The following is a 13,847-nucleotide window of genomic DNA, read 5'->3' as shown; positions in this document are numbered from 1 at the left end:
ACACTGCAGAAAAATCAATTTTCACGGCATTGACAAGATGTGAAGGTGTCTATATAATCTTCGATATTGAAGCTGATCATTCTTTACTGAATGAACAAACGAGATTGTGAATGATTCGTCTTAAAAATTATTTAGTTCTTCTGGATAATTTTTGAGGCGTTTTTGTTTTATATATATTTTTGACTGCGGAGGAGGTTTGCACATGAAGAACATTTGCAAGGATATACTGATGATTATGGCCGGAGCCTTTCTTATCGCGGCGTCCGTGGAATTTTTCGTCATCCCGAATCATTTAGGGGACGGCAGCACCGTGGGAATCGCTCTCGTGTTATATTATCTTTTCCATATACCTGCAAGTATTACGACTCTGGTTGTAAATTTGATTTTTATCGGGCTTGCTTATAAATTTTTAACGAAAAAAACGATTTTATACACGATACTCGGGACGGGAATGACTTCTGTTTTTCTCAGCATCGTCAGCTTTATTCCGTTCGGCGTGCACGACATGGTGCTCGGGATTGTATTCGGCGCTCTGCTGATGGGAGCGGGGCTGGCATTGATCTTTATCGCTGACGGATCTACCGGCGGAACCACGCTTTTGGCGTATTTATTAAATTACACAAAGGGCTTTAACATCTCGAAAAGCATGTTTTATATGGATTGTGTCATCATTTTCGCATCCGTTTTAGCGATCGGCCTCAACCATATGCTGTATACGTTTATATTCGTTTATCTGTGCGCCAAAATCGTCGATATTGTCATTGAGGGTTTCCATAATAAAAAAGCCCTCACCATTATGTCTGACCAATACGAAGAAATCGCCAAAGCCATCACCTCCGAGTACGGAAACGCGGCGACGATTTTTTACGGATACGGCTATTACGGCAGCAAAGACAAGCGCATTATCTATGTCGTCATTAAAAAGAACGAATTGCTGAAAATCAAAAAACATGTTCAAAAAATTGACCCGAAATCATTTATCGTTATTCATGAAGTAAAAGAAGCTGTCGGAGGGCAATTCGGGTTTACAAACCTGCCCGCCGCCGCAAATGAAAAATAACCGCCTGCAGTGTATAGCTGCAGGCTTTTTTTATTCGGCTCTTCCCCGCTCAAAGGTTTTTACACCTTTCAATCGAAGTAGTAAATGAAACCTTTTTTGATGGAGGAACATAAAAAATGAATATCAAAACTGACAGGCTCGTCATTCGCACATTTGAACCGGAAGATTGGCAGGATGTCTATGCGTACACATCAAATCCGAATGTCATGAAATACATACCAGAAGGTGTCTTTACCGAAGATGATGCCAGGAAATTCGTTACTGAAAACAGCGGTGAACATGCCGGGAAGTTTCCCGTTTTATTGAAGGATGAGAAAACGGTCATTGGCCACATTGCTTTTTTTCAGTATTTTGGCGATCATACGTATGAAATCGGCTGGGTGTTTCACCCGGAATATCAGGGCAAAGGATATGCTTCAGAGGCGGCGCGAGCCGTGCTGGCATTCGGGTTTAACAAGATGAAATTACATCGGATCATTGCGACATGTCAGCCGGAAAACACGGCTTCGCACCGGGTGATGGAAAAGATCGGGATGAGACGGGAAGGCTTTTTTAAAAAATGCATCCCCCATGATAATGAATGGTGGGATGAATATTATTATGCCGTTTTAGAAGAAGAGTGGGAAGTCTCCAATCTGGAATAAAAAGGCTTATACCCTTTGCTTTTACAGATAAGTGTGTGCTACACTGTTCGTAACAAATACGAAGGGATGATGGGTGGACAATGATTAACTAATCTTATTTTGACCGTTTGAAATCAAATATTTCAAATCAGAAAAAATAGGATTAGTCTGCCCATTTTCTATACGATACGAAAGCTATGTAAAAATAGCTTATTTGATCATGCACAGGTACGGCTAATCCTTCCAAATCAATTGGGAGGATTTTTTTTGTCCTCCCTTAAAAGCGAGGGATTGACATATGAAAGAAATGTTAAAGTTAAGCGGCATCAGTTATGAAATCAACAGCGTTCCCCTTTTTGAACAGATCAGCGCGAGCGTTCAGCAAGGTGACATCATCGGCGTTATCGGTAAAAACGGCGCCGGCAAATCTTTATTGCTGCAATTGATATGCAATCAAAAAGCGCCGTCACAAGGACAGATCCAGATGATGCAAGATGTGAACGTATATATGGTGGAACAAGAAACGGAAGCTTATGATTCCGGCCATTCGGAGCCTGCGGAGGCAGCCTTGTTAGAAAAATGGAACGTGCCCGCACGCGCCTTTTCGCAATTGAGCGGCGGAGAAAAACTGAAAGCCCGTCTTGCCAAAGGTTTCTCCTCCTCAAGCAGCCTTTTGTTATTAGATGAGCCGACGAACCACCTCGATCAGCACAGTTTAGAAATACTGCTAAATCAGATCAAGAATTACAAAGGCACCATTATTTTTGTTTCGCATGATCGTGCTTTTATAGATGCAGCGGCGACAAAAATCTGGGCCATCGAAGGAAAGAAACTCATTGAGCATAAAGGGAATTATTCAAGCTATATGGAGGTCCGCAAACAGAGAAGGCTGACACAGCAGCGGGAATATGAGAATCAGCAGCATATGATCAGACGGATTGAAGCTCAAATGAACGAGCTGAGCGCCTGGTCAAAAAAAGCCCATGCCCAATCAACGAAAATAGAAGGATTTAAAGAATACCATCGCGTAAAAGCAAAACGCACGGACGCCCAGATTAAATCAAAGCAGAAGCGTCTTGAAAAAGAGCTTGAAAAAGCGAAAGCAGAACCGGTTGAAGCGGAGTATGAAGTCCGTTTTTCCATTGAGCACCGCAAAAAAGCGGGAAAGCGTTTTTTAGAAGTAAGGGATGTCTCAAAGTCATATGACGGCCGAACGCTTTTTAAAAACGTGAATTTCACTATGATGCACGGTGAAAAGATTGCGATTACAGGTCCGAACGGCAGCGGGAAAACAACATTATTGAAGGTCATCCTCGGTCAGGAAAAAGCGCAGGGCGGCATATGGATTTCTCCGTCTGCAAATGTCGGATATCTAACCCAGGAAGTATTCGACCTTCCGCTTGATAAAACCCCCGAACAGCTTTTTTACAAAGAAACGTTCGAAGCAAGGGGCAATGTTCAATCCCTCATGAAGCATTTAGGATTTACCGCAGCGCAATGGACGGAACCCATCGGCAAGATGAGCATGGGAGAGCGGGTCAAATGCAAACTGATGGCGTTTATTCTGGAGGAGAAAGATGTGCTGATTCTGGATGAGCCGACAAACCACCTTGATCTGCCGTCACGCGAGCAGCTTGAAGACACTTTGGCCCGATACGACGGAACGCTCATCATCGTATCTCATGATCGTTACTTTGTCGAAAAGACGACGGACATCCGGCTTGATATCTCAAACAGCAGCGTCCGAAAACAATGGAAAGAATCTCCCTCCGTCAGGGACGATGCTGAAGAACTGCGATTAAAGCTTGAAACCGAACGGCAGGAAGTCCTCGGAAAACTCAGCTTCATGACTCCGGCTGATAAACAATATCGTGAGCTTGATCAAAAATTCAAAGAGCTGACGGAAGAAATCAAGAAATTGAAATGAATGTAAAAACCCGTGATTGTCACGGGTTTTGTTTTGGAAAGCTCCCGTATCATGAAGAATAATTTCAAACTGATTTGTACAACCTACGTTCAGATTAATTATGAGCATGGTTCAGGGGGGCGAAGAATGGCCAAACGCATTGGAATTACGGGAAACATTATGGCTGATCAATCCGGCGCTTTCCCGGGTTATAATCGGGCATATGTCAATAATGATTATATTCAGTCTGTTTCTGAGGCCGGCGGTGTGCCGTTTATATTGCCGGTGATTCAAGAGACGGCGCTTTTAAAGGAACAGGTCTCTCATGTTGACGGGATCATTCTGTCCGGCGGCCAGGATATAGACCCGCTGTTTTACGGCGAAGAACCTTTACAGGCTTTAAGAAAGACCTTTCCTGATCGGGACGCCTACGAGAAGGAGCTGATTCTCACGGCGGTTGCTTTAGAAAAGCCGATTCTGGCCATCTGCCGGGGGATGCATATGTTAAACGTCACTTACGGGGGAACTTTATATCAAGACCTGACACACGCTTCGTTTGCTGACATTAAGCATGACCAAGAAAAAGATCCGCCATTAAAAACCCATCATGTTTCTTTTGAAAAAGGGACACGTCTCCATTCCTTGTTTGGCGATTCAGCGCGGGTGAATTCATTCCATCACCAGATCATAAAAGAGACGGCGCCTTCGTTTAAAGCCGCGGCTTATGCGAAAGACGGGGCCATTGAAGCGATTGAACGGACGGGTGAATTATTTGTCGTCGGCGTGCAATGGCATCCTGAAATGCTGACAAAAAAACATGAAGACATGAAAAAGCTTTTTTCTCTTTTCATGAATGCGGTCAGCACATAAAAAAAAGCAGATCATAACGATCTGCTTTTTCATTTTATTCTTCCGGTTTCTCCGGTGTTTTGCCTTGTGTCAGCTTATGGCCTTCGATATCCACATTCGGAATGATCTTATCCAGCCACTTCGGCAAGTACCAGGCCGCATGTCCCATCAGCTTCATGACACTCGGAATGATGGTCATTCTTACAATGAACGCATCGAAAAGAACACCGAAGGTCATTGCCAATCCCATGGATTTGATCATAGAGTCCCCAGCGAAGACAAATCCCGCGAAGACGAAAATCATGATCAGCCCCGCCGCTGTTACGACAGGCCCGCTATGCTTCAATCCGGCATGGATGGCTTGTACCGGATTTTTTGTTTTGACATATTCTTCTCTCATTCTGCTGACAAGGAATACTTGATAATCCATCGCCAGTCCGAAAAGAATACCGATTGCTAAAATAGGCAGGAAGGCGAGAATCGGGCCTTTTTCCGGAATGCTCAGCAAGCCGGTGAAATGTCCATCCTGCAGGACGAATACCGATAACCCGAGTGTTGCGGTCATTGTCAGCAAAAAGCCAAGAACGGCCGCAAGCGGCACGAGAAGAGAACGGAAAACGACGGTCAGCAATACAAATGCAAACCCGACAATAAGAATGGCGAATTCCGGAATGGCATCGTTTAACCGATCTGAAATATCAATGTTCACCGCGGTTGACCCGGTGACGAGCAGGCGGATGCCGTTTTTGTCTGACAGTTTCCGTATATCCTGCACTAACTCTTTCGTTGCCGTATCGTTCGGCCCGGTTTCAGGCACTGCCGTAATGATGGCATAGTGCCCTTTTTCGTTCGGCATGGCAGGGGTGACGCTCGCCACATTATGCAAGTTCTTCATTTCTTTCACGGCGTCTTGGAATGCTTCATTTTTATTGCCCTTAACATCTTTTGCATCGGCAACAATTGTCAGCTTGCCGTTAAAACCTTCGCCGAATCCTTTAGACAAAAGATCATAGGCGCGGCGATCCGGGGTGTCTTTCGCTTTCATTCCCGCATCAGGCAGCCCCAGCTCTAAATGCATGGCCGGCAGACTGATGACGGCTAAAAGAATAATGCTGAAAATGCTTAACAGAATTGGCCTCTTTGTAACAAAGCGCCCCCAGGCATTCGTGTCGGCGCTTTTCTTTTCTTTCTTCTTATTTGATGTCGGAATCATCCGTTTTCCTGCGACCGATAACACTGCGGGCACCAGCGTTACTGATGCCAATACAGCCATCAGCACACTGAGTGCCGCTGTCAACCCCATGGCAGACATGAACGGAATGCCGACAACGGTCAATCCGCAAAGCGCGACGATCACGGTCAGTCCTGCAAAAACGACGGCGCTGCCTGCCGTTCCCGCGGCTTTAGCGATCGATTCATTTTTTTGTACACCTTCGCCCAAAAACTGACGATGCTTCGTAAAGATAAACAGCGCATAATCAATCCCGACGGCCAGGCCGATCATTCCGGATAATGAGAGACTGACCGAGGCTATCGTAAAGAAATGTGTCCCGATTAACGTCAGCGCGACGCTTACGCCTAATCCGATCAGGGCCGTGACAATCGGCAGCCCCGCTATGACTAATGAACCAAACGTAATAGCCAGTACGACGAATGCCAGCACAACGCCGATAATTTCTGATACACCGCCGACTTCAACACCGGCCCCCGGCACATCACCGCTGAGCTCCGTCTGCAGGCCCTTGTCTCCTGCGGCAGACAGACTGTGTTTCATATGTGAAACAGACGCGGCCGAAATGTCATCCGCCGCTTTTTTATACGTAATATCGGCATATGCCACTGATCCGTCTTTAGAAATGGTTCCTGTCTCAAAAGGACTTGCAATCGAAGCGACTGAATGATCTGTTTTGATCTTCTTTAATGTCTCTTCGATCGCTTGTTTTTCTGATTTTGACGTCAGTTTTTTCCCATCTTCAGCACCGAAAATAACCCGTATGCTTCCTTTATCGGGACCCTTTGAAAATTCTTTTTGAATGATATCCATTGCCTTTTCAGAAGGTGTGTCAGGTATTGACATATCATCAGAAAAAGCAGGTTTTAACGAGATGGCGATCACAACCGAAGCGATCAGTATCACGAGCCACGCACTGATCATTTTTAATCGGTTGCGGGCAGACCATCCCCCTAATTTATATAAAAATCCAGACATCGAATACTCCTCTCCAATCATTACTTTCTGCCTAATTGTAGTTCACATTCACATAAAAAAAACGTACATAGGGGCATGTACGTTTGGGCAGTTTTTCATTATATATTCAGTTTCAGAATGCCTTTTTGCATGGCAATGGTGACGGCTTCCGTCCGCGAATCAGCGCCTAATTTGTTATAAATCGATGTTAATCTCGCTTTTACCGTCCGCTCTGAGATTCCTAAATCGAAGGCGATCGCTTTGCTTTTATGTCCTTTCGCAACGGCTTCTAGAACTATGATTTCCTTTTCCGTCAGCTGTGTTTCATTGGCATTTGCCCGTTCCATTTTCATTTCCCGGAAACGGCGCAAGATGTCCGGCTGCAGAAGCACTTCTCCCCTGACCGCCGCATCCATCGTATGAAATAAGGTTTCTGAGCTTGTGTCTTTCAGCAGATAACCGTTTGCGCCTGATTCGATGCCTTCTATCATCAGATGATCTTCATTATAGGTGGTCAGAATAATGATCGGCACATCAGAATGCTCTTTTATCTGTTTAATGGCTTCCAGCCCGCTCATTTCCGGCATGTACAGATCCATGAGAATGACATCGGGCTTTAGTTCCTCTGCGAGGCGGACGGCGGTTTTCCCGTTTTCCGCCTCTCCCGTTATGGTGTAATGTTCATTTGTTTCTATCAAAAGCTTCAGACCTTCTCTGACGACAAGATGGTCATCTGCTATTAACACTTTATACATGTTCTGCCTCTCCTTGAATTGGTATGATGATCTCAATTTGAGTCCCCGCTGATCTGGCGCTTGTTATACGGAAAATGCCGTTCATCATATTGACGCGTTCTTGTATCCCAAGCAGCCCGTAATGTCCGCTTTTTCTCATTTCTGTTCCGGCATCAAAGCCTTTCCCGTCATCTTTAACTGTTATGCGGACCTGTCCCTCTTCTTCCTGAACGGATACCCAGACATTCTTTGCTTCTGCATGCTTGGCGGCGTTTGTCAGGCCTTCTCCGATCATGTAATGGCAATTCTCCGCCGTATGAACGTCAAGCACATGATGCACGCTGTACTCTAAAAAACAAGACAGCCCGGAGGCTTCTGTAAAATGGTTGATTTGTTCAGTGATGCTTTCTTTTAAGAAGCCGATCTCTTCTGATTTGCTGCGAAGGTTGTCAATGGCCGAGCGCGCATCAGCCAATGTGCCCTTCACTCTGTCCATTGACTGGCTGATGATGTCTTTCGCTCTGTCAGTGTTATCTTTCGAAAGATGAACTTGCACCGCTTCAAGCTGCATATGCAAGCTGACCAGCCCTTGTGCAAGCGTATCGTGCAAATCCCTCGCCATCCGCTGTCTTTCATTTTGAAGCGTCAGCTGTTTCACTTGCCGGTGAGCGAGCTCTAATTTTTCAAGCGTCAGCTGTGTTTTTATTTTTTCATCAACTTGCGCGAAAAATGTTGCCGCATACGTGATAATCACGATCATGATGGGAGCGGCGATAACGATGAAACGTAGCAGATGATGCGGATGCTCCTGGTGCAGGGCTGCTATGGACATTAAAATGAAAAGATAGAGTATGAGCAGCGTTTTTCCCTTATCCGCCATTCCGATAATCTGCCCGATTAAAAAGGCATAGAGACCGACGACTACCGCGATATAACCGCCGGCCATCAAGTTAGCCGATGTATATATGATAAATCCCTGTATGATGAAATAAAGAAACGTTTTTTTCTTGACCCAGCGATGGGAATGCCAGTGCAGCACGGTAAAAATGACGATCAATATCGTGAATAACAGCAGCAAAAAAACCGTCCAGCTTTCATAAATGTACTGCAAAGAGACTGATGCGGCATATACCATAAAAATAAACGCCAGACCGGGCACCCGAAGCGCAAGCATATGCAATGAGCGTCTGTCACGGGAGACGTAGTCTTCTTGATGTTTTGTACCAAACAATCTCTGTCCACTTCCTTTTAGCCGACCGGCCTCACGAGGTTTTATTCTATTTGTCATCATACCATAAGTGCCTTATTCTCACCTTCCCCTTCTGTTCCTGCATGACGGGTGAAAGAAAAAACAGCCTGCGGGATTGTGCGCAAGCTGCTTTTGTTCATATCTTTTTTATGACCTTTCCCGGGTTTCAGCGGTCTCGTCTCCCGCGCGGCAAAACCGCCCGCGCATCAGAAAAACGTTCATGACACCAACAGCCGTTCCATGTGAACAAGAGGAAGCGATTGTGCTTCCTCCTTTTTTTGATGCACCTTCAGGCTTTTTATCCGCTTTTCTGATAAACAAATTTTGTAAGACTAGACCTCTTTTCTCAGGGGAAATTAACTACGTATTTCTACAAAGGGAGGTTTCAGACGATTATGGATAAGCGTGAATTAGCGGCTCACGAGTCGTTGGACTTACATGAAATCATTAACTTCAAGACGCTTTGTGTCGCGAAATCCAAGCTCATGCAAGGGCTTGTGTTTGATCAGGATCTGAAAACGTTAATGGAGAAAGATGTTCAGCAAGCCTCGCAAGACCTGGCTGATCTGCAGGCGGTTTATGAACGGGCATCTTTTCAGGCTCCTGTTCCTCAAAACCGGCCGACTTCGATCATCAATTGAAAGGAAGGTAAGCATCGTTGAATCATGACCATTTAGATCCAATCAATTCATTACACGTCCCTGAACTCGCAGATACGACATTCGCAATGGATTTTCTCATAAGGGCAAAAGAAGGCGTCAGAAATACCGCCGTCGCTTTGACAGAAACCGCTTCACCTGATGTAAGAGCTTTGCTGCGCAAACAGCTCATGCAGGGAATCACGATGCATCAGGAGATAACAGACTTGATGGTCAGCAAAAAGTGGTTTCACCCGCATGATCTGAGCGAACAGTATAAATTGGATCAGCTCTCTGCGAAAAATACCCTCATGGTCGGAAGCATGAACCTGTTTCCCGTTGAAACAAACAGAAAAGGGATGTTTGACCGCACACCTGATGAACACTAACACTGGAGGTATTACAGCATGAAGGCCGTAACGTATCAAGGAGTGAAAAACGTCGTTGTCAAAGACGTGCCTGATCCGAAGATTGAAAAACACGATGACATGATTATAAAAGTCACAAGTACGGCAATTTGCGGATCAGATTTACATTTAATCCACGGACTCATCCCGAATTTGCAGGAAGACTATATTATCGGGCATGAACCGATGGGCATTGTGGAAGAAACCGGTCCCGGCGTGACGAAAGTCAAAAAAGGCGACCGCGTCATTATTCCTTTTAATATCGCCTGCGGAGAATGCGTTTATTGTAAAAATCACCTGGAAAGCCAATGTGATCAATCAAATGAGAACGGCGATATAGGCGCTTATTTCGGCTATTCAGGAAATGCCGGCGGCTATCCGGGAGGCCAGGCGGAGTATTTGCGCGTTCCATTTGCGAACTTTACTCATTTTAAAGTTCCCGAAACATGCGAAGAACCGGATGAGAAACTGAGTGTTATTTCCGATGCGATGACAACCGGCTTTTGGAGCGTTGACAATGCCGGCGTAAAAGAAGGCGATACAGTTATCGTTCTCGGCTGCGGGCCCGTGGGCCTTTTCGCTCAAAAATTCTGCTGGTTAAAGGGAGCGAAACGCGTAATAGCCGTAGACTATGTCAACTACCGTCTCCAGCATGCGAAACGGACGAATAAAGTGGAAATCGTGAACTTCGAAGACCACGAAAATACGGGCAGCTACCTGAAGGAAATCACCAAAGGCGGCGCTGATGTGGTCATTGACGCCGTCGGCATGGACGGAAAAATGACGGATCTTGAGTTCCTCGCCAGCGGATTAAAACTTCAGGGCGGGGCGATGAGCGCATTGGTCATCGCGTCCCAAGCGGTGCGAAAAGGCGGAACGATCCAGATTACGGGTGTGTACGGCGGCAGATACAACGGGTTTCCCCTTGGCGATATCATGCAGCGAAACGTCAATATCCGATCAGGACAAGCTCCGGTCATCCACTATATGCCGTATATGTTTGAACTGGTGTCAACCGGCAAAATTGATCCGGGCGATGTTGTAAGCCATGTCATTCCGCTTAGTGAAGCGAAGCACGGCTATGAGATGTTTGACACGAAAACAGATGATTGTATTAAAGTTGTACTCAAACCTTAGAGAACGGAGGCTACAGAAATGACCAGCGCCTTACATGAATTACTCGAAATTCAGGAGATGGCTTCTTTTAAGTCACTTTGTCTGACGAAATCTAAAACCATGAAAGCGCTCGTATCCGATCCGCAGCTGAAAGAAATCATGCAGCAGGATGTGGATACATCAACAAGGCAATTGCAGGAATTTGCCTCAATTTTATCTGATGCACAGCATGAATGAGGAGATGAATGACGAATGAATCCGATTATTGAATACTTGACGGGAATGAATGCGCTGACAGACCAAATTGTCGCAATGGATTTATTGAATTCGGCAAAAAGCGGTGTGAGAAACTATGCGATGGCGGCGACGGAAGCCGGAACGCCTGAAGTGAAAGCGATCCTCACCCGGCACTTAGAAGAAGCCCTCGACATGCACGAGCAAATCTCACGCTATATGATGGAAAAAGGCTGGTATCACCCGTGGAACACAAATGAACAAGTCCGGCTCAATTTGCAAAATATTGATACGGCGCTCCACCTGCCCGTCCTATAAATCGTTTTGCTGCTGAGACAGCACCCCTGACTCAAGCTTCAGTATTTCAAACTGAGAGCTGCCTTTTACAGCGCCCAGGCAACGAAACTCCCGCGAATCAGCTCTGCAGCTTCTCCAGCCTTTCTTCGGGCTGTTATTAGGGCTTGCGGCGGTGAATACGTGCGTGGCGGCCGCCGGGTGGTTCGCAAATAGAGCGAAGAAGGCAGAACAATTTGTTCTGCCTTTTCATTATTTTCTGCCCCATAGGCACAAATACTTTGCACCCGATTCGAGCGATTATTCACGTAGCTTGAACTCCCTTAAACGCACTCATCACCAGATCATGCACATAAGAATCATTCACCTCATCACCTGTGATCAACAGGCGATAGAAAATCGGTCCGTAAATGAGATCGATGCTAACGTCAATATCAAGATTCTCTCTTAATTCACCTTTTTGAATTCCCTTTTCCAGAAGGCCTTTCGCTTGGAGGCGGCGGGGCTGGAAAAATCGCGTGCGATATTCTTCCGCCAATTTTACATCCAGCTGCCCCGCACCGATTAATTCCTTAATAACGGTTCCTTCCCGGCTCGTCAAAAACCTTGCTAAATTCGTGGCGTGGGTCAATATATCTTGCACTGTTGATCCTGTATCGGGCACAGGCAGTCTGTCCGTAGCGGTCGAAAGAAAGCTGTCCATGATAACGGCAGCCTTGTTTGACCACCATTTATAAATCGTTGCCTTACTCACTTTGGCACGCTCAGCAATTTTATCGACTGTCACCGCGTCAAAGCCATTTTCCAACAATAGGTCATACGCTGCAGAAAGAATTGCCTTATGTGTTCCTTCATCGCGCGGCCGTCCTCGTTTACTCTGCACATGAATCATTCCTTCCCGAATTATAAACGATACGTTCAGTATACTTAACCTGTATAAAAAAAGAAAACAGAAACCCATTTACAAAACTGAACGTTTAGTATATTATTTGTTTATAACAAAAAAACTAAACGTTTAGTTTACAAAATAATTTGAGGGAAGTCTTGATGAAACACAGACTCCAAAAGCCTCTGCGTAAAGGAGATGAATCAGCAAATCATTTATCAAGCATCATAAAAACCACTTAAAAAGGAGTTCATTCATATGGCTAAAGAAAACAAACAAACAGCAGATCAGGGAATTTCACCTGGTTTAACCCTTCTTCTCGCAACGGCATGCGGTATCATTGTCGCTAATCTTTACTATGCACAGCCCTTGGCAGGATTCATTAGTGCGGCAATCGGGCTTTCTCCAAGCAGCGCCGGACTGATTGTCACGCTGACCCAAATCGGATACGTTGCCGGCTTACTGTTTCTCGTCCCTTTGGGAGACATTATCGAAAACAAAAAACTTGTCGTTGTATCGCTCCTTCTAAGCGCAGCCGCTTTGACACTGACAGCATTTGCAAAGCATGGAACACTGTTTTTAGCCGCTGCGTTTTTCATCGGACCGGGATCAATTGCAGCCCAAGTGCTAGTTCCATTCGCATCATACCTTGCGCCAGACGCCGCACGCGGCCGGGTTGTCGGCAATGTGATGAGCGGCCTGCTGCTCGGTATTATGCTTTCCCGTCCGATATCCAGTCTGGTCGCTGATATATGGGGGTGGAATGCCATATTTGCTTTATCCGCCGCGTTAAGTGTTGTCCTGGCAATCGTCTTATCAAAAGTGCTTCCTGCCAGAAAACCAACAGCAAACACAAGCTACACCGTCTTACTCGGTTCAATGTGGAAGCTGCTGCGCACGACTCCGGTCCTACGCCGCCGTGCCATTTATCATGCGTTTGTATTTGGAGCTTTCAGCTTGTTCTGGACGACTGTACCTTTATTATTGTCCGGTCCTGCTTTTCATTTTTCTCAAAAGGCAATCGCGCTGTATGCATTAGCGGGCATTGCAGGTGCAGCGGCTGCACCGATAGGCGGCCGTCTGGCTGATCGCGGCCTGACCCGGCTTGCCACCGGAATTGCTCTCGGTGTTGTCATCGTTTCTTTATTACTCCCGCTCATGATTCAGAGCAGCTCCCCCGTCGGCATAGCAGTTCTGGTGGCCGCAGCTATCCTGTTGGATATGGGTGTATCTGCCAATCTCGTACTCAGTCAGCGTGCCATTTTTTCGTTGGCACCTGAATTTCGCAGCCGATTAAACGGATTATTTATGGCCATCTTCTTTCTGGGCGGTGCTATAGGATCATCAATCGGAGGATGGGCATACGCCTCAGGCGGGTGGAATATCACATTATGGATTGGAATCGCTTTTCCGGTCATCGCATTGCTTTATTTCACCACGGAGAAATAAGCCTTTCCCCAAAAATAAGCCGTCAGGACCAAGCTGACAGCTTTTTTTGGTGTATTCTTCTTTACATCCATCCGAACAAAAAATCCGGATTCATGAAAAGATGATATTGATTCTTTACGCCCCGCTCACATAGCCGGACTTCCAATTCTTTCAGCAGCGGTAAAACCATGTCATAATATGTTAAGAAATAATTGCGCCATAGGCAGGTGAACAC

14 protein-coding genes and 1 pseudogene are annotated in these 13,847 nt (G+C 45.9%); 11 read left to right on the top strand and 4 right to left on the bottom strand.

Annotated features, from left to right (window positions below):
* Positions 1-202 precede the first annotated feature (202 nt).
* From SB847_RS18140 to SB847_RS18125, 4 genes are all read left to right on the top strand, one after another.
* Entirely contained in the window at positions 203-1,060 is an 858-nt protein-coding gene (locus tag SB847_RS18140) for a YitT family protein (RefSeq protein ID WP_007609718.1), read from the top strand.
* Positions 1,061-1,176: 116 nt separating this feature from the next.
* Positions 1,177-1,704, top strand: coding sequence for a GNAT family N-acetyltransferase (locus SB847_RS18135; RefSeq protein WP_014417039.1), 528 nt, complete (start codon positions 1,177-1,179; stop codon positions 1,702-1,704).
* 277 nt (positions 1,705-1,981) lie between these two features.
* Positions 1,982-3,610: a ribosomal protection-like ABC-F family protein gene (gene abc-f, locus SB847_RS18130; protein ID WP_410578267.1), complete on the top strand. Its 1,629-nt coding sequence runs from the start codon at positions 1,982-1,984 to the stop codon at positions 3,608-3,610.
* 126 nt (positions 3,611-3,736) lie between these two features.
* Positions 3,737-4,459, top strand: coding sequence for a gamma-glutamyl-gamma-aminobutyrate hydrolase family protein (locus SB847_RS18125; protein ID WP_410578265.1), 723 nt, complete (start codon positions 3,737-3,739; stop codon positions 4,457-4,459).
* Positions 4,460-4,493: 34 nt separating this feature from the next.
* On the opposite strand, the gene SB847_RS18120 is transcribed toward SB847_RS18125, so the two are convergent.
* From SB847_RS18120 to SB847_RS18110, 3 genes are all read right to left on the bottom strand, one after another.
* On the bottom strand, positions 4,494-6,647 hold the full coding sequence (locus SB847_RS18120; RefSeq protein WP_410578263.1) for an MMPL family transporter: 2,154 nt from the start codon (positions 6,645-6,647) through the stop codon (positions 4,494-4,496).
* Positions 6,648-6,745: 98 nt separating this feature from the next.
* Positions 6,746-7,381, bottom strand: coding sequence for a two-component system response regulator YdfI (ydfI, locus tag SB847_RS18115; RefSeq protein WP_032873088.1), 636 nt, complete (start codon positions 7,379-7,381; stop codon positions 6,746-6,748).
* Positions 7,374-8,591: a sensor histidine kinase gene (locus tag SB847_RS18110; protein ID WP_410578261.1), complete on the bottom strand. Its 1,218-nt coding sequence runs from the start codon at positions 8,589-8,591 to the stop codon at positions 7,374-7,376. Before SB847_RS18110 ends, ydfI begins: the two co-directional genes overlap by 8 nt.
* Positions 8,592-9,004: 413 nt before the next feature.
* Between SB847_RS18110 and SB847_RS18105 the strand changes: the two genes are divergently transcribed.
* The 6 genes and pseudogenes from SB847_RS18105 to SB847_RS18080 all read left to right on the top strand — a co-directional run.
* Positions 9,005-9,250, top strand: coding sequence for a hypothetical protein (locus SB847_RS18105; protein WP_032873084.1), 246 nt, complete (start codon positions 9,005-9,007; stop codon positions 9,248-9,250).
* 17 nt (positions 9,251-9,267) lie between these two features.
* Positions 9,268-9,636 carry a spore coat protein gene (locus tag SB847_RS18100; RefSeq protein WP_410564785.1) on the top strand — a complete coding sequence of 123 codons (369 nt, stop codon included), beginning with the start codon at positions 9,268-9,270 and terminating at the stop codon, positions 9,634-9,636.
* Positions 9,637-9,654: 18 nt separating this feature from the next.
* Positions 9,655-10,791: a zinc-dependent alcohol dehydrogenase gene (locus SB847_RS18095; protein WP_014417028.1), complete on the top strand. Its 1,137-nt coding sequence runs from the start codon at positions 9,655-9,657 to the stop codon at positions 10,789-10,791.
* An 18-nt stretch (positions 10,792-10,809) separates the two neighbouring features.
* A complete protein-coding gene (locus tag SB847_RS18090) occupies positions 10,810-11,007 on the top strand; it encodes a hypothetical protein (RefSeq protein ID WP_029974162.1) in 198 nt (65 codons plus the stop codon).
* 15 nt (positions 11,008-11,022) lie between these two features.
* Positions 11,023-11,322 (top strand): spore coat protein, encoded by a 300-nt coding sequence (locus tag SB847_RS18085; protein WP_410578258.1) that lies wholly within the window; start codon positions 11,023-11,025, stop codon positions 11,320-11,322.
* Between the two features lie 103 nt (positions 11,323-11,425).
* A pseudogene (locus SB847_RS18080) lies at positions 11,426-11,509 on the top strand (hypothetical protein); the annotation flags it as partial.
* A gap of 93 nt (positions 11,510-11,602) precedes the next feature.
* On the opposite strand, the gene SB847_RS18075 reads toward SB847_RS18080, so the two are convergent.
* Positions 11,603-12,181, bottom strand: a complete 579-nt coding sequence (locus SB847_RS18075; RefSeq protein WP_326150541.1) for a TetR/AcrR family transcriptional regulator — start codon at positions 12,179-12,181, stop codon at positions 11,603-11,605.
* Between the two features lie 261 nt (positions 12,182-12,442).
* Here SB847_RS18075 and SB847_RS18070 point away from each other — a divergent pair, with 261 nt between their 5' ends.
* Positions 12,443-13,633, top strand: coding sequence for an MFS transporter (locus SB847_RS18070; RefSeq protein WP_410578256.1), 1,191 nt, complete (start codon positions 12,443-12,445; stop codon positions 13,631-13,633).
* Positions 13,634-13,847: the final 214 nt, after the last annotated feature.

Origin of the sequence: Bacillus sp. SIMBA_026, from assembly GCF_046535335.1 — a bacterium.
Lineage (GTDB): Bacteria > Bacillota > Bacilli > Bacillales > Bacillaceae > Bacillus > Bacillus velezensis.
Note: the sequence above shows the minus strand (reverse complement) of the source record. Positions and strands in the feature narration are given on the sequence as shown.